The sequence below is a fragment of the Microbacterium laevaniformans genome, from assembly GCF_016907555.1.
Lineage (GTDB): Bacteria > Actinomycetota > Actinomycetes > Actinomycetales > Microbacteriaceae > Microbacterium > Microbacterium laevaniformans.
Genome location: NZ_JAFBCE010000001.1, coordinates 946,855 through 961,984 on the forward strand (window position 1 = coordinate 946,855; position 15,130 = coordinate 961,984).

The window sequence follows — 15,130 nt, forward strand, 5'->3', positions numbered from 1 at the left end:
GTGACGGACCACGCCACAGAGCGCAGTGCTCCGCGTCGGAGCCTGAACAGGGCAGCGGCCGGTGCCATCGTCGCGATTCTCGCGGCGCTGGTGCTGGCCGCTGACCAGTTCGCCAAGTATCTGGCCCTCACCACTCTTCCGTTCCAGCAGCCCGTGCCGGTCTGGGGCGACGCACTCCAGTTCTATCTGACACGCAACCCCGGCGCCGCCTTCTCCCTCCTCGAAGGGCAGACGTGGATCTTCACGATCGTCATGACGGTCGCCGCCGTCGTCATCGTCTCCCTGACGGTGACGCGGGTGCGTGCGCGCGTGTGGGCGATCGTGCTGGGTCTGCTGCTCGGCGGAATCCTCGGGAACCTCAGCGACCGGCTCTTCCGCGACCCCGGCTTCCTGGTCGGCCACGTCGTCGACTTCATCAACACGCCCTGGATGTGGCTGGGCATGAATCCGGCGATCTACAACGTCGCCGACATGTTCATCGTGACGATGATGATCGGCGTCGCGCTGTTGGTACTGATCGGCGTTCGCCTCGACGGCAGTCGCGAGCGCCGCGCAGCCGACGAGTCCGCCGCGATGGAGCCCGCCGCCCCCGGCGAAGACGACACCACGACCGCCCCGCGTGAGGCCTGATGCCGTCTCGCGTCCTGCCCGTGCCCGACGGCCTCGACGGCGCCCGTGTGGATGCCGCGCTGGCCAAGATGCTGGGGTTCTCCCGCTCCTTCGCCGCTGAGGTCGCCGAGGCCGGCGGGGTGCGGATGGACGGCCGCGCGCTGGGCAAATCCGACCGCCTGCGTGCAGCGGGCTGGCTCGAGGTGGAGTGGGAGGAGCGGCGCGAACCGGAGATCGTCCCGGTCGCCGTTCCGGACCTCGCGATCGTCTACGACGACGACGACATCGTGGTCGTCGACAAGCCCGCGGGCGTCGCCGCGCACCCGTCGCTCGGGTGGGAAGGCCCGACGGTGCTCGGCGCGCTGGCGGCCGCCGGCTTCCGCATCGCCACCACGGGAGCAGCCGAGCGCCAGGGCGTCGTCCATCGACTGGATGTCGGTACCAGCGGCCTCATGGTCGTCGCAAAATCGGAGCGTGCGTACACCGCACTCAAGCGGGCGTTCAAGGAGCGCGAGGTCGAGAAGATCTACCACGCGGTCGTGCAGGGGCATCCCGATCCGTTGGCCGGAACGATCGATGCTCCCATCGGACGCCACCCTTCGCATTCGTGGAAGTTCGCCGTCACGCCTGATGGCAAGGACTCGGTCACCCACTACGAAACGCTCGAGGCGTTCCCCTCGGCATCCCTCCTGGAGATCCATCTGGAGACGGGACGCACGCACCAGATCCGCGTGCACATGGCGGCCCATCGCCACCCGTGCGTCGGAGACCCGCTCTACGGTGCAGACCCGACGTTGTCGGCGCGTCTCGGGCTCACCCGGCAGTGGCTGCACGCGCACGAGCTCTCCTTCGCGCACCCGGCCACGACCGAATGGGTCACGTTCAGGAGCGATTATCCGGTCGATCTCGCACACGCGCTCGACGTCCTCCGGGGCTGAGCTTCGACTCATGCCGGCGGACGTACGTAAGGGTGCCTAGCCTGGAGGGATGTCGCTGTCCGACCGTCCTTGGCTCTCCTCCTACGCGCCGGGGGTGCCCGCCGAGATCGAACCGGTCGCGCAGACCCTCGTCGACATGCTCGACGACTCCGTCCGACGCTATCCTCGTCGCCCCGCGTTGGAGTTCTTCGGAGCGGTCACCACGTATCGCGAACTCGGAGACCGGGTCGCCAGGGCAGCCGAGGGCTTGAGACGCCTGGGCGTCGCGCCCGGCGACCGCGTCGCGCTGATCCTCCCGAACTGCCCGCAGCATGTCGTCGCCTTCTACGCCGTGCTGCGGCTCGGTGCGATCGTCGTCGAGCACAATCCGAGATACACAGCACCGGAGCTTCGACATCAGTTCGAGGTGCATCACGCCCGGGTGGCGATCGTGTGGGATGCCGTCGCCGACACGATCGCGGAGTTTCCCTCCGACATCCGTCCCCGCCACGTCATCGCGGTGCGAATGACCGACGCGATGCCGGCCCGCATGCGGGCCGCGCTGCGCCTTCCGGTCGCGAAGGCGCGTGCCTCGCGGGCGGCGCTGACGGTCACACCCGACGCGAAGGACGTGCTCTCGTGGTCACGGGTCGCGTCGCATCGCCCGGTGCGCAGACGCACGCCCCGCCCCCGCCTCGACGATCTCGCCGCGCTGCAGCTGACGAGCGGCACCACGGGTACGCCCAAAGCGGCCATGCTCACGCACCGCAACCTCCGCTCGAACGCGGCCCAATCGGCGGCCTGGGTGCCGGATCTGGTGCCGGGGCGCGAGGTCTTCTACGCCGTCCTCCCGCTCTTCCACGCCTACGGACTGACGCTCTGCCTGACCACGGCACTGTCGCTCGGAGCCCGCATCGTGCTGTTTCCGACGTTCGACGTCACCCTCACCCTCGACGCGATACGCCGTACGCCGCCGACCTTCCTCGCCGCCGTACCGCCCATCTACGACGCCTTGGCGCGCGCCGCCGTGCGCGCGGGCATCGACCTCTCGAGCCTGCGCAATGCGATCTCCGGCGCCATGGCGCTGCCGCCGTCGACCGTGCTGCGGTGGGAGGAGGCGACCCACGGCATCATCGTGGAGGGCTACGGCATGACCGAGTCGTCGCCGATCAGCGTCGGCAACCCGATGGGGCCGCTGCGCAGGCCGGGCACGGTCGGCGTGCCATTTCCCAGCACCGAGATCCGCGTCGTGGACCCCGCGGATCCCACCCGTGACGTCGTCGACGGCGCCGAGGGCGAGCTTCTCGTGCGCGGACCGCAGGTCTTCCAGGGTTACTGGAACCGACCGGAAGAGACCGCCAGCACGCTGCTGGCGGGCGGTTGGCTGCGCACCGGCGACATCGTGACGGTGGATGCCGAGGGCTTCGTGACCGTCGTGGATCGTCTCAAGGAGCTGATCATCAGCGGCGGGTTCAACATCAGCCCGAGTGAGGTCGAGAACGCGCTGCTGCTGCATCCCGACGTCGCAGACGCGGCGGTCGTCGGCATCCCGCGCTCGGACGGGTCGGAGACGGTGACGGCGGCCGTGGTGATGCGCGAAGGGACGGTGTTCGACGCCGAAGAGCTGCGCTCGTTCGCACGCGCCCACCTGGCGGCGTACAAGGTTCCGCGCTCGGTCGTCCAGGTGCCGGCGCTGCCGCGCTCTCTGGTCGGCAAGGTCATCCGCCGTCAGGTGCGCGCGGACATCCTCGCCGCCCGCGGGCGCTGACGCGTCAGCGCCCGCCGGAGAACGAAGCCGGATCGTCCTCGGCGACGGCCAACGCGATCTTGCGGACGTGGGCCGGAGCAACCTCGGTCAGTTCGCCGAGTCCGTACCAGCCCACCTCGGTCAGTTCGCCGTCGGCGGGGAACGGATCGCCCGACACCCAGTCGCAGCGGAAGACGAGGTCGAGGTAGTCGACCTGGTCGCCGTTGGCGTAGGTCGTGCGGGGCAGCTGCTGGACCAGAGCGAGACGCACGGCGCGCACGCCGATTCCCGCCTCTTCTCGGCATTCGCGCACGGCCGCGTCGGCGGGCTCCTCGCCGGGATCGACGATGCCCGACACGCACTGCCATGCCCCGTTGTCCGCCCGCTTGCCGAGGAGCACCTTCTCGTCCTTGAACACCACGGCTGTCACGCCCACCAGCGGCAGCGGCGCCGTGCCGATCTTCTCGCGCAGCGACAGGACGAACTCGGGAGTGACCATGGCCTCAGCCTAAGCGCCCCACCCTCAGGCTGAGGGTGAGGCGGGCTCGACGCCGCCGACGGGGCGTCCGCCCGGGGATGTCGGAGGCCTTCGTAGACTCGATGTGTGGCAACCGACTCCTTCGTTCATCTGCACGTGCACAGCGAGTACTCGATGCTCGACGGAGCGGCCAAGATCGGGGCGATGACGCAGGCCGCGGCCGAGTACGGGATGCCAGCGATCGCTGTCACCGATCACGGCAACACCTTCGCGGCGTTCGAGTTCTACAACGCGGCCAAGGCGGCCGGCGTGAAGCCCATCATCGGGCTGGAAGCGTACGTGACGCCGGGCACGCACCGCAGCGACAAGTCGAGAGTGGCGTGGGGATCGCCCGATCAGAAGAGCGATGACGTCTCGGGATCGGGCGCGTACACCCACATGACGATGTGGAGCCAGAGCACGGAGGGGATGCACAACCTCTTCCGGCTGAGCTCGCTGTCGAGCATGGAGGGCTACTACTTCAAGCCGCGCATGGATCGGGAGTTGCTGCAGACCTACGGCAAAGGACTCATCGCGACGACCGGCTGCCCGTCGGGAGAGGTGCAGACGCGTCTGCGCTTGGGGCAGTACGACGCCGCTCGTGCGGCCGCGGCGGAGTTCCAGGACCTCTTCGGCAAGGAGAACTACTTCGCCGAGATCATGGACCACGGCCTGTCGATCGAGCGTCGCGTGATGACCGACCTGATCCGCCTCGCGAAGGATCTCGACATCCCGCTCGTTGCCACCAACGACTCGCATTACACCCACCAGCACGAGGCCGACGCCCACGAGGCGCTCCTGTGCGTGCAGTCCGGGTCCACGCTCGACGATCCCAATCGGTTCAAGCTCGACGGCGACGGGTACTACATCAAGACCGCTGCGGAGATGCGTCAGCTCTTCCGCGACCACCCCGAGGCGTGCGACAACACGCTGCTCATCGCGGAGCGGTGCGAGGTGGAGTTCAACACCTCGGCGAACTACATGCCGCGTTTCCCGGTGCCGCAGGGCGAGACCGAGGACAGTTGGCTGATCAAAGAGGTCGAGGCGGGCCTGCACTACCGCTACCCGGGGGGCATCCCCGACAAGGTCCGCACGCAGGCCGAGTACGAGACCGGCATCATCCTGCAGATGGGCTTCCCGGGGTACTTCCTCGTCGTCGCCGACTTCATCAACTGGGCGAAGGACAACGGCATCCGTGTCGGGCCCGGTCGTGGATCGGGAGCGGGCTCCATGGTGGCGTACGCCATGCGCATCACCGACCTCGACCCGCTCGAGCACGGGCTGATCTTCGAGCGCTTCCTCAACCCCGACCGTGTGTCCATGCCCGACTTCGACGTCGACTTCGACGATCGTCGCCGCGGCGAGGTGATCGACTACGTCACCGCCAAGTACGGCTCCGAACGCGTCGCCCAGATCGTCACCTACGGCACGATCAAATCGAAGCAGGCGCTCAAGGATGCCGGTCGCGTGCTCGGCTTCCCGTTCAGCATGGGGGAGCGGCTGACCAAGGCGATGCCGCCCGCCGTCATGGGCAAGGACATGCCGCTGTCCGGCATGTTCGACACCGCTCATCCGCGCTTCAAGGAAGCGAGCGAGTTCCGCTCGCTCATCGACACCGATCCCGACGCGAAGACCGTCTTCGACCGCGCGCTGGGCCTGGAAGGCCTGAAGCGGCAGTGGGGTGTGCATGCTGCCGGTGTGATCATGTCCAGCGAGCCGCTGCTGGACATCATCCCGATCATGCGCCGCGAGCAGGACGGCCAGATCGTCACCCAGTTCGACTATCCGTCGTGTGAGGCGCTCGGCCTCATCAAGATGGACTTCCTCGGGCTTCGCAACCTCACGATCATCTCGGACGCGCTCGACAACATCCGGATGAACCGCGGGGAGGAACTCGACCTGGAGCACCTGACGCTCGACGATCGCGCGGCGTACGACCTGCTCACGCGAGGAGACACCCTCGGTGTCTTCCAGCTCGACGGTGGTCCCATGCGTGCCCTGCTGCGGTTGATGAAACCGGACAACTTCGAGGACATCTCCGCCGTCATCGCCCTCTACCGTCCCGGCCCGATGGGCGCGAACTCGCACACCAACTACGCGCTGCGCAAGAACGGTCAGCAGCCGATCACTCCCATCCATCCCGAGCTCGAAGAGCCGTTGCGCGACATCCTCGACACCACCTACGGCCTGATCATCTATCAGGAGCAGGTCATGGCGATCGCGCAGAAGGTCGCCGGGTTCTCCCTCGGACAGGCCGACATCCTGCGTCGCGCGATGGGGAAGAAGAAGAAGTCCGAACTCGACAAGCAGTACGAGGGCTTCTCCGGAGGCATGAAGGAACGCGGTTATGGCGAAGGTGCCGTTCAGGCGCTCTGGGACATCCTGCTGCCCTTCTCCGACTACGCCTTCAACAAGGCCCACTCCGCCGCCTACGGTCTGGTTTCCTACTGGACGGCGTACCTGAAGGCCCACTATCCCGCCGAGTACATGGCGGCGCTGCTCACGAGCGTCGGAGACTCCAAGGACAAGATGGCCGTGTACCTCAACGAGTGTCGGCGAATGGGTATCCGGGTGCTCCCGCCCGATGTCAGCGAGTCGATCCGCTACTTCGCGGCCGTGGGCGAAGATATCCGCTTCGGGCTGGGCGCCGTCCGCAACGTCGGGGCGAACGTCGTCGACGGCATCGTCGAGGCCCGCGGCGACGAGGGATTCTCCAGCTTCCACCACTTCCTCGACACGGTGCCGATGCACGTCGCCAACAAGCGCACCGTCGAGTCCCTCATCAAGGCCGGCGCGTTCGACTCGATGGGCGACACACGGCGGGCCCTCCTCGAGGTGCACGAAGACGCGGTCGAAGCGGCCGTGGACCGCAAGCGCAACGAGGCTCAGGGGGCGATCGGTTTCGACTTCGACTCGCTCTACGACGCGGCAGAGGAAGCGGTGCCTCCGAAGGTGCCGCCCCGACCGGAGTGGACCAAGAAGGACAAGCTCGCGTTCGAGCGCGAGATGCTCGGGCTGTACGTGTCCGACCATCCGCTCGCCGGGCTCGAGATCCCGCTGGCCAAGCACGCCTCCACGTCCATCCACGATCTTCTGGCCTCGGATGACGTCAACGACGGCGATATCGTCACGGTGGCGGGCCTCGTGACGAGCGTCCAGCACCGCGTCGCGAAGCAGAGCGGCAACCCGTACGGCATGATCACGGTCGAGGACTTCGACGGCGAAGTGACCGTGATGTTCATGGGCAAGACCTATACCGAGTTCCAGTCCATGCTCATCGCCGACAGCATCCTGGTGGTACGCGGTCGTGTCTCCCGACGCGATGATGGGCTGAACCTGCACGGCCAGTCGGCGTTCTCGCCCGACCTCGGCTCCGTCGACGCCACGGGTTCCCTCGTGCTCCTCATGCCCGAGCACCGCGCGACGGAGACGACGGTGACGCAACTGGCTCAGGTGTTCTCACGGCACCCCGGCGACACGGAGGTCACCCTCAAGCTGCACAAGAGCGGTGTCGCGAAGGTGTTCGAGGTGCCGGCCCAGGTGCGTGTCACCGTCGACCTGTACGGAGAGCTGAAGGGGCTTCTCGGACCGCAGTGTCTGGGGTGAGCCTGGGATCGGCCGAGTAGGATCCCAATCGAGTTCTGTTCCGGAAGGATGCGTGACGTGACCGACGAGAAGCCCACCCCCCAGACCGCCGGTGAAAGCACACCGGACGAGTACGACGCCCCCGCGATCGCGGAGTCCGCAGGCGCTGAGGCGCGTGCCGACGATGAGACCCCGGTCTCGCACGCCGCCGCCAGCCCCGAGTCCGATGAGCCTGCCGCGACCCCCACGCCGGACGTTTCGACCGTCACCTTCGCCGAGGCGTTCGAGGCGATGACCGACGGGCCGGCCGGCGTAGACGAGGCTGCTCCTGCGCAGTACGGGGTGGGGCCGTTCTCGATCCGTGAGGTGTCTCTCGGTGCGGTCTGGCTCGTCGCGTTCGTCGTCTCCTTCTTCCCGATCTACAGCTACGGCAACGGCGGGTGGGGAAAGTCGGTGTGGACGGGTATCGACTGGCTGCTCACGATCGGCGTGCCGACCGTCGCGGTGTTCCTCATCGGCCTGCGCCGGCTGTCGCCCCAGGGCATCCGCCGAGTCGGCTCGCTCGGCATCGATCAGTTCGCCTCGGTCGCCTTCTCGGTCTCGTCGATCATCTGGCTCGGCATCCTCTGGAGCTCGTTCGTCTCGGTGGGCGGAGGAAGCGTCTTCCTCGCGACCTGGGTCGTCTGGGCGGAGTTCATCCTCATGCTGGCCGGCGTCGTGCTCACCGTCTTCGCGGGGTTTCTGCCGACCATCGGCGAGGACTTCCAGCATCGCTCGCAGGTGCCCGCCCACCGGTATGCGAGCCCCGCTCGCCCTGTCGTAGCCCGTCCTGCAACGCAGCGGGCGCCGTACTCGGGCCCCGTCGCGACGCCGCTGACCGACGCCCACGCTGACGGGGCCCAGAGCGATGGCGCCGCACCCGTCGCGGAGCCGACGTCGGAAACCACCGTCTTGGACGAGACGGTGCTCGCCCCCAGCCCGTCGCAGGCCTTCTGGGCCCTCGTTCCCGTCGAGCGCGACGTCGTCGATGAACACGGCACACCGCTGTTTCGCATCGGACCCACCGCCTGGGCGTTGGTCATCGAGGATCGCGGTGATCGCTTCGTCGTCCGTCACGAGGACGGCCGCATCGGCTACCTCACGGACGTCTCCGGCGTCACACGCGGGTAGCCTGGAACGATGCTCCGCACCATTGATGTGCGCGGTCGCGAGTTGACGACCGCGCAGTGGATTGCTGCTGTGCCCCGTGCTCAAGCCGCCCGCGCCGCAGCCCTCCAGGCGGCCTTCGAGATCGTCGACGACGTGCGCCTGCGCGGAGAAGCGGCGTTGCGGGAGCAGGCGGCGCGCTTCGATCGCGTCGAGGATCACGCCATTCGCGTTCCCGCCGCGCACCTCGACGACGCGCTCGAGCGTCTCGACCCGGGGGTACGGCGAGCGATCGAGGAGATGATCCGCCGCGTGCGGCTGGCCTCTGCCGCCCAGGTTCCCGCTGCGGCGATGACCGAGATCGTCCCCGGTGGCCGCGTCGAACAGCGCTGGCAGCCCGTTCGCCGCGCGGGTGTCTACGTGCCCGGCGGCAAGGCGGTGTATCCGTCGAGCGTCGTCATGAACGTCGTTCCCGCTCAGGTCGCCGGCGTCGGCGAGGTCGCGCTCGCGTCGCCGCCCCAAGCCGATGCGGACGGAAGGGTGCATCCCGACATCCTCGCCGCCGCGCGACTTCTCGGCGTGACGGAGGTCTACGCCATGGGCGGGGCCGGCGCGGTCGGCGCCTACGCGTACGGCGTGGACAGCATAGGCCTGGAGCCCGTCGACGTCGTCACCGGCCCTGGCAACAACTTCGTCGCAGCGGCCAAGCGCGCCGTCGGCGGGCTCGTCGGAACGGATTCCGAAGCCGGCGCGACGGAGATCCTGATCGTCGCCGATGAGCACGCCGATGCTGCACTGGTCGCCGTCGATCTCATCAGTCAGGCCGAGCACGACGAGCAGGCATCGGCGGTGCTCGTCACCTGGTCGCAGGAGTTGGCGGATCGTGTGCGTGCTGAGGTCGTGGAGCGGGTCTCACGCACCCGCAACGCGGCCCGCGCGACCGAGGCGCTCAACGGTCCGCAGTCGGCAGTCGTCCTGGTCGATGATCTCGCGGCAGCCACGGCCTTCAGCAACGCGTACGCACCGGAGCATCTCGAACTGCACCTGCGCGACCCTCGTCCGGAGGACTTCGTCAATGCCGGTGCGGTGTTCGTCGGTGCGTATTCGCCCGTGAGTCTCGGGGACTACCTGGCCGGTAGCAACCACGTGCTCCCGACGGGCGGGCAGCCGCGGTACGCGGCGGGCCTGTCGGCGGCGACGTTTCTGCGTCCGCAGCAGGTCATCGTGTACGACCGCGAAGCGCTGCGGGCGGCCCACGACGACATCGTCGCTCTGGCCGTCGCCGAGGCGCTGCCGGCGCACGGCGAAGCGGTCACTGCGCGGTTCGCGGACCTTTCGGCGGGGGAGTGACGCGTGCATTGCCCGTTCTGCCGTCACGCCGATTCGCGCGTGATCGATTCCCGTACCAGCGATGACGGTCTCAGCATCCGCCGTCGCCGCCAATGCCCGCAGTGCGGAGGCCGGTTCACGACCGTGGAGACCGCCAGTCTCAACGTCATCAAGCGCTCCGGCGTCATCGAGCCCTTCAGCCGCGAGAAGGTGATGTCCGGCGTTCGCAAAGCCTGCCAGGGACGTCCGGTGACCGAAGGCGATCTGGCGATGCTCGCTCAAGCGGTGGAGGAGGCGGTACGCCAGACCGGCGCGTCGCAGATCGACACGAACGAGATCGGTCTGACCATCCTCGGCCCGCTGCGCGACCTCGACGAGGTGGCCTATCTGCGCTTCGCCAGCGTGTACCAGGCTTTCGACTCGCTGGAGGACTTCGAGGCGTCGATCGCACAGCTGCGTGCCGACCACGCGGCGGAGGCGACGGAGTAGTCACGGCCATCGCGCGCGGGGCGACCCTGAGCGCGCCCTAGGCTGAGATCCGATGTACGCCTTCATCTTCCGCACCGTCTTCGCGCACATGGACCCCGAGCGGGCCCATCACCTCGTCATCCCCGTGATCCGTGCGTTCGGGATCTGGCCGCTGCGTCCGATCATGCGCGCGCTGACGGCACCCGACCCGTCGCTGCGCACGCGTGCACTGGGGCTCGACTTCGATTCACCGTTCGGCGTCGCCGCCGGCTTCGACAAGAACGCCGTCATGAGCGAGGGGCTGTACGCGCTCGGCTTCGGTCATGTCGAAGTGGGCACCGTGACGGCAGTGCCGCAGGAGGGGAACCCGCGTCCGCGGCTGTTCCGCCTCATCGCCGACCGGGGCCTCATCAACCGGATGGGCTTCAACAACGCCGGTGCCGCCGCCGCCGCCCAAAGGCTCGGCCGCTCGCGACGTCGACCCCGCCGCGCCGTGCTCGGGGCGAACATCGGCAAGAGTCGCGTCGTCGATGTCGAGCACGCGACCGCCGACTACGTCACCAGCACGAAGCTGGTCGCCCCCGTCGCGGACTACCTCGTCGTCAACGTCTCCTCACCCAACACCCCCGGTCTGCGTGGGCTGCAGGCCGTGGAGACGTTGCGCCCTCTGCTGGAGGCGGTTCGGGATGCCGCGGGCACCACGCCGCTGCTCGTGAAGATCGCTCCCGACCTTCCCGACGACGAGGTCGAAGCGGTGGCGCGTCTGGCGGTCGACCTCGGCCTGGCCGGGCTCGTCGCGACCAATACGACGATTTCACGCGAAGGCCTCACGGCGGACGCCTCCGCTGTTGCGGCGATGGGTGCGGGCGGCCTCTCCGGGGCCCCGCTGCGCGGTCGGGCGCTGGACGTGCTGAGGGTCGTCCGCGCGGTCGTGCCCGACGAGTTCTGCGTCATCGCCGCCGGGGGCGTCGAGAGTGCGGCCGACGTCCAGGAGCGGCTGGATGCCGGGGCCACCCTCGTACAGGGATACACCGGCTTCATCTACCGCGGGCCCCTCTGGGCGCGTCAGATCAACCGAGGGCTGGTGGCGGCGCGCCGGACCCGCTGACCGTGTTCGTCGGCGCGCTCCGCGTGTAGCGCAGAGTGCCGCGCCGCTCGTGGGGGCGCAGTCCAGACTCCTCGAGTACCCGGCGCATCCGGTGCATGAGCGGCGGCAGCTGTGAAGCTCTACCGTTTCGCTGGCGCACCATGCCCACGAGGAATGTCTCGCTGCGGGTCGCGGTGTGCACCTCGAAGCGCGCAGTACCGCCTTGCGAGCGCCAGATCACGCTCTGGATCATCGGGTACGGAACGGTCCAGCGGTCCTCGGCATCCACGACGAGCGCCCCGGTGTGCCACCGAAGCGTCACGGGCAGGCGCCGACTGTTGACGACTCCCCAGATCGCCGCGTACACCGGCATCCCGACGAAGAGGCCCAAAGCGACGATTATCATGAGCGGGGGCAGGCGGAGGAGCCAGCGTTCGGTGACGATCACGACCACCGCGCTGAGCGCGCCGACGACGACCACCGCTCCGACGGCGAGAGCCGTCAGCGCCGCTGTCGTGAAGCGCGCGGCGTTCACCGTGACTTCGGGACGACGATCCGCCCCGCTCCACGTGGGCTCCGCCAGGGCCGCCGCGCGTCGCTCGGCGGCGCGGTCGAACCGTCCGGAGATTCGACCGAGGAGGGTGATCAGCACCCATCCACCGGCCGGTGGGATGCCGAGCGCGACGACGGAAAGTGAGCGAGGCCACGGTTCCGGCAGCGATCCGAGGGTCCGGATGAGAGGAGTGGTCGATGCCAGCAGCGCGATGCCCCCGAGGGCGAGTGCGACGTGCCCTCCCCACTGCCACCGCTCTGGCCAGGCGTTCAGCGCATTGACGAGGGCGAAACCGACTGCCCAGCCGCCGATGATGACGCAGAGGTAGGCCGAGAATCCGCCGTCGCTCGTCGGAGTGACGAGCAGTGCGCCCGCGGCGCAGAGCACGACGCCCATGAGCGCGGGCACGACGACGAACCAGACTCGCCACTGGTGCGCGGCGCGAGGAGTGGACTGCTCCGTCGGCCCCCGACTCGTCGTCGCGCCGTCGGTAGGGGAGTCCGGCATCGTCGAGGACGTCTCAGACGGGTCGGCCGCCGCGCTTGACCTGCGGTTTGGGCAGGCGCATGAAGCGCATCTGAATGGTGCGCATGGCGCCGTACCAGCCGAGGCCCTTCTCGGTGCGGTCGGCGAACTTCTCGCGCGCGAGCTTCTTGACCCGCGCGCTCGTGATGATCATGTCGACGACGACCACGAGGATGTACAGCCAGAGCGCGGCGAACCCGTAGTAGACGATGGCGGTGTTCGGAACGAGGCTGAGCAGGATCACGATCAGCATGAGCGGCATGAGCAGCTCGCCCGGGTGCCATCCGCCGTCGACGAGGTCGCGGACGAATCGGCGCTGCGGGCCGCGGTCGCGAACCGGCAGGTACTTCTCCTCGCCGTTCGCCATGCCGATGCGGGCACGCTCGCGCTGCGAGGCCAGCTCGGCCTTCGCGCGGGCCCGCGCCTCCTTCGTGTCGGCGACGAGAGGACGCTTGCGGGCGGCCTCCTGCTCGGCTCGCGACGGCGTCGGACGGTGCTTGCCGGGTCCGGTCGGGACGGTGGCGTCGGCGTCGGGAGCGGCGGGGTTCTTGGCCACGGTGTGGATCCTCGTTGTCATCACGGGTGGTGCGCACGCGCGGGAACGCGCGGCAGCTGCGCTCTAAGATTACCCGCATGAGCTCGGAGCTGTCCCGTCGTACCGCCGTCCGCGATGCCGCCGAGGCGGCCGTCCCCGCCGCCCTCGCCGATCTGGGGCGACTCGTGCGCATTCCGTCGGTGGCGTTCCCCGGTTTCGATCGGGCCGAGGTCGCACGCAGCGCCGATGCGGTGGCTGAACTTCTCGAGCAGCTCGGCATCTTCGAGCGCGTCGAGGTGAAGACCGCGATCGTTCCCGAGACGGGAGCGGAGGGGATGCCCGCGGTCCTCGCGACGCGTGCAGCGCGCAACGGGCGTCCGACGATTCTGCTGTACGCGCACCACGACGTTCAGCCCGTCGGCGACGAGTCGCTCTGGGAGACGCCGCCCTTCGAGCCGACGGTACGCGGTGGACGCCTCTACGGACGCGGAGCCGCCGACGACAAGGCCGGGATCATGGCGCACATCGGCGCCCTCCGCGCTCTCGTCGACGCGTGCGGCGGCGACGTCGATCTCGGTGTGAACCTCTTCATCGAGGGTGAAGAGGAAGCCGGTTCGGCATCCTTCGCGCAGTTCCTCCGCGACAACGCCGACGCGCTGCGCGCGGACGTCATCGTCGTCGCCGATTCCGGCAACTGGGATGCGACGACTCCGGCCCTCACGGTATCGCTGCGCGGCAACGCACGCTTCACGATGACCGTGCGCACACTGGAGCACGCCTCCCACTCCGGCATGTTCGGCGGTGCGGTGCCCGATGCGATGCTGGCGACGGTGAAGCTGCTCGCCACGATGTGGGACGACGACGGTGCGGTCTGCGTCGCCGGGCTCACCGAGCGCGCGGCAGCGACTCCCGACTACTCCGAGGAGACCCTGCGCGATGAGGCCGGGCTTCCCGAGGGTGTGAGCCCGATCGGACGCGGCTCGATCCTCAGCCGCATCTGGAACAAGCCGTCGATCACCGTCACCGGCATCGATGCGCCGAGCGTGAAGAACGCGTCGAACACGCTCTCTCCCGAGGTCTCCGTCGTCATCAGCATGCGGGTGGCCCCCGGCCAGCCCGCCCGCGAGGCCTACGCCGCGCTCGAGGCCCACCTTCGCGCACACGCCCCGTTCGGCGCGGAGCTGACTTTCCGCGATGTCGACTGCGGCGATGCGTTCCTGGTCGACACCACCGGGGCCGCGGTGACGTCGGCGCGCGACGCGCTGCGGGAGGGATACGGCGTCGAACCGGTCGACATCGGCGTCGGAGGATCGATCCCGTTCATCGCGGACCTGGTGCGCGAGTTCCCGGGCGCGCAGATCCTGGTGACCGGCGTGGAGGATCCACATGCACGGGCCCACAGCCCGAACGAGTCGCTCCACCTGGACACGTTCCGCCGCGCACTCGTGTCCGAGGCTCTGCTGCTCGAGGAGCTCGATCGCGGGTGACACGGCTCGCCGCCGTGCCGGCGCGCGGGCGTCATCGGCCCGACGTCTCCGCTGCCGCGTAGAATCGAGCACGACCCGCCGTCTGATAACGGCTTCGATCGCAACGAGGTTCCGGAGAGTGCCATGACCGACATCGCCACCAACACCCCCGTCGAGGCCACCACGGCTGCACACGGCGTTCTCCTGACGGACGCCGCGGCCGAGAAGGTGAAGAACCTCCTTCAGCAGGAGGGTCGCGACGACCTGCGCCTCCGTGTCGCGGTGCAGCCCGGCGGGTGCTCGGGTCTGATCTACCAGCTGTATTTCGACGAGCGCTTCCTCGACGGCGATCAGGCCGTGGACTTCGACGGCGTCGAGGTCATCGTCGACGACATGTCGGTGCCGTACCTGGATGGCGCGACGATCGACTTCAAGGACACGATCTCTGAGCAGGGCTTCACGATCGACAACCCGAACGCCGCGGGCAGCTGCGCGTGCGGTGATAGCTTCCACTGAGACGGGCGTCGCTGATCAGGCGGGAAAAACCCCTCCGATAGTGGCAGACATCCTGGGCGGATGGCCTGAATCGGGTGGGAGCTTGCCTTAGACTGAACGGTGTTCGACCTTCATGACCCCGAAAGGTGCA

General features: G+C 68.6%; 13 protein-coding genes. 10 read left to right on the forward strand and 3 right to left on the reverse strand.

The features are described from left to right. The 3 genes from JOE53_RS04390 to JOE53_RS04400 are packed head-to-tail and all read left to right on the forward strand — an operon-like array spanning position 1 to position 3,294. A complete protein-coding gene (locus JOE53_RS04390) occupies positions 1-630 on the forward strand; it encodes a signal peptidase II (RefSeq protein ID WP_061681671.1) in 630 nt (209 codons plus the stop codon). Continuing rightward, the gene (locus JOE53_RS04395; protein WP_204946896.1) at positions 630-1,547 is read left to right on the forward strand and encodes an RluA family pseudouridine synthase; all 918 of its coding nucleotides are present in this window, start codon (positions 630-632) and stop codon (positions 1,545-1,547) included. Before JOE53_RS04390 ends, JOE53_RS04395 begins: the two co-directional genes overlap by 1 nt. Positions 1,548-1,596: 49 nt before the next feature. Next, complete coding sequence (locus JOE53_RS04400) at positions 1,597-3,294, forward strand: long-chain-fatty-acid--CoA ligase (RefSeq protein WP_204946897.1); 1,698 nt, start codon at positions 1,597-1,599, stop codon at positions 3,292-3,294. A 4-nt stretch (positions 3,295-3,298) separates the two neighbouring features. Here the strand turns inward: JOE53_RS04400 and JOE53_RS04405 are convergent, their stop codons facing one another. After that, complete coding sequence (locus JOE53_RS04405) at positions 3,299-3,772, reverse strand: NUDIX hydrolase (RefSeq protein WP_204946898.1); 474 nt, start codon at positions 3,770-3,772, stop codon at positions 3,299-3,301. 153 nt (positions 3,773-3,925) lie between these two features. Here JOE53_RS04405 and dnaE point away from each other — a divergent pair, with 153 nt between their 5' ends. The 5 genes from dnaE to JOE53_RS04430 are packed head-to-tail and all read left to right on the forward strand — an operon-like array spanning position 3,926 to position 11,426. After that, on the forward strand, positions 3,926-7,396 hold the full coding sequence (dnaE, locus tag JOE53_RS04410; protein ID WP_233449758.1) for a DNA polymerase III subunit alpha: 3,471 nt from the start codon (positions 3,926-3,928) through the stop codon (positions 7,394-7,396). A 48-nt stretch (positions 7,397-7,444) separates the two neighbouring features. Beyond that, entirely contained in the window at positions 7,445-8,545 is a 1,101-nt protein-coding gene (locus JOE53_RS04415) for a hypothetical protein (RefSeq protein ID WP_233449483.1), read from the forward strand. Between the two features lie 9 nt (positions 8,546-8,554). Next, positions 8,555-9,871, forward strand: a complete 1,317-nt coding sequence (gene hisD / locus JOE53_RS04420) for a histidinol dehydrogenase (RefSeq protein ID WP_204946901.1) — start codon at positions 8,555-8,557, stop codon at positions 9,869-9,871. A gap of 3 nt (positions 9,872-9,874) precedes the next feature. Then, complete coding sequence (gene nrdR / locus JOE53_RS04425) at positions 9,875-10,339, forward strand: transcriptional regulator NrdR (RefSeq protein ID WP_036288013.1); 465 nt, start codon at positions 9,875-9,877, stop codon at positions 10,337-10,339. 52 nt (positions 10,340-10,391) lie between these two features. Next, complete coding sequence (locus JOE53_RS04430) at positions 10,392-11,426, forward strand: quinone-dependent dihydroorotate dehydrogenase (protein ID WP_204946902.1); 1,035 nt, start codon at positions 10,392-10,394, stop codon at positions 11,424-11,426. On the opposite strand, the gene JOE53_RS04435 is transcribed toward JOE53_RS04430, so the two are convergent. Then, entirely contained in the window at positions 11,389-12,465 is a 1,077-nt protein-coding gene (locus JOE53_RS04435) for a hypothetical protein (RefSeq protein ID WP_204946903.1), read from the reverse strand. The two genes, JOE53_RS04430 and JOE53_RS04435, sit on opposite strands and share 38 nt — an antisense overlap. Before the next feature lie 13 nt (positions 12,466-12,478). Further along, entirely contained in the window at positions 12,479-13,039 is a 561-nt protein-coding gene (locus tag JOE53_RS04440) for a DUF3043 domain-containing protein (RefSeq protein ID WP_204946904.1), read from the reverse strand. Between the two features lie 77 nt (positions 13,040-13,116). On the opposite strand from JOE53_RS04440, the gene JOE53_RS04445 reads away from it, so the two are divergent. Together JOE53_RS04445 and erpA are read left to right on the forward strand one after the other, a co-directional pair. Continuing rightward, entirely contained in the window at positions 13,117-14,505 is a 1,389-nt protein-coding gene (locus tag JOE53_RS04445; protein WP_204946905.1) for a dipeptidase, read from the forward strand. Positions 14,506-14,628: 123 nt separating this feature from the next. Further along, on the forward strand, positions 14,629-15,000 hold the full coding sequence (gene erpA / locus JOE53_RS04450) for an iron-sulfur cluster insertion protein ErpA (protein ID WP_036287992.1): 372 nt from the start codon (positions 14,629-14,631) through the stop codon (positions 14,998-15,000). Positions 15,001-15,130 lie beyond the last annotated feature (130 nt).

What these genes read in the sequence shown, in the direction of transcription:
- JOE53_RS04430 (WP_204946902.1), top strand. Translation starts at nt 10,392, where the DNA reads ATGTACGCCTTCATCTTCCGCACCGTCTTCGCGCACATGGACCCCGAG.
- JOE53_RS04400 (WP_204946897.1), top strand. Translation starts at nt 1,597, where the DNA reads ATGTCGCTGTCCGACCGTCCTTGGCTCTCCTCCTACGCGCCGGGGGTG.
- JOE53_RS04445 (WP_204946905.1), top strand. Translation starts at nt 13,117, where the DNA reads ATGAGCTCGGAGCTGTCCCGTCGTACCGCCGTCCGCGATGCCGCCGAG.
- JOE53_RS04395 (WP_204946896.1), top strand. Translation starts at nt 630, where the DNA reads ATGCCGTCTCGCGTCCTGCCCGTGCCCGACGGCCTCGACGGCGCCCGT.
- erpA (WP_036287992.1), top strand. Translation starts at nt 14,629, where the DNA reads ATGACCGACATCGCCACCAACACCCCCGTCGAGGCCACCACGGCTGCA.
- JOE53_RS04415 (WP_233449483.1), top strand. Translation starts at nt 7,445, where the DNA reads ATGCGTGACGTGACCGACGAGAAGCCCACCCCCCAGACCGCCGGTGAA.
- hisD (WP_204946901.1), top strand. Translation starts at nt 8,555, where the DNA reads ATGCTCCGCACCATTGATGTGCGCGGTCGCGAGTTGACGACCGCGCAG.
- JOE53_RS04405 (WP_204946898.1), bottom strand. Translation starts at nt 3,772, where the DNA reads ATGGTCACTCCCGAGTTCGTCCTGTCGCTGCGCGAGAAGATCGGCACG.
- JOE53_RS04435 (WP_204946903.1), bottom strand. Translation starts at nt 12,465, where the DNA reads ATGCCGGACTCCCCTACCGACGGCGCGACGACGAGTCGGGGGCCGACG.
- dnaE (WP_233449758.1), top strand. Translation starts at nt 3,926, where the DNA reads ATGCTCGACGGAGCGGCCAAGATCGGGGCGATGACGCAGGCCGCGGCC.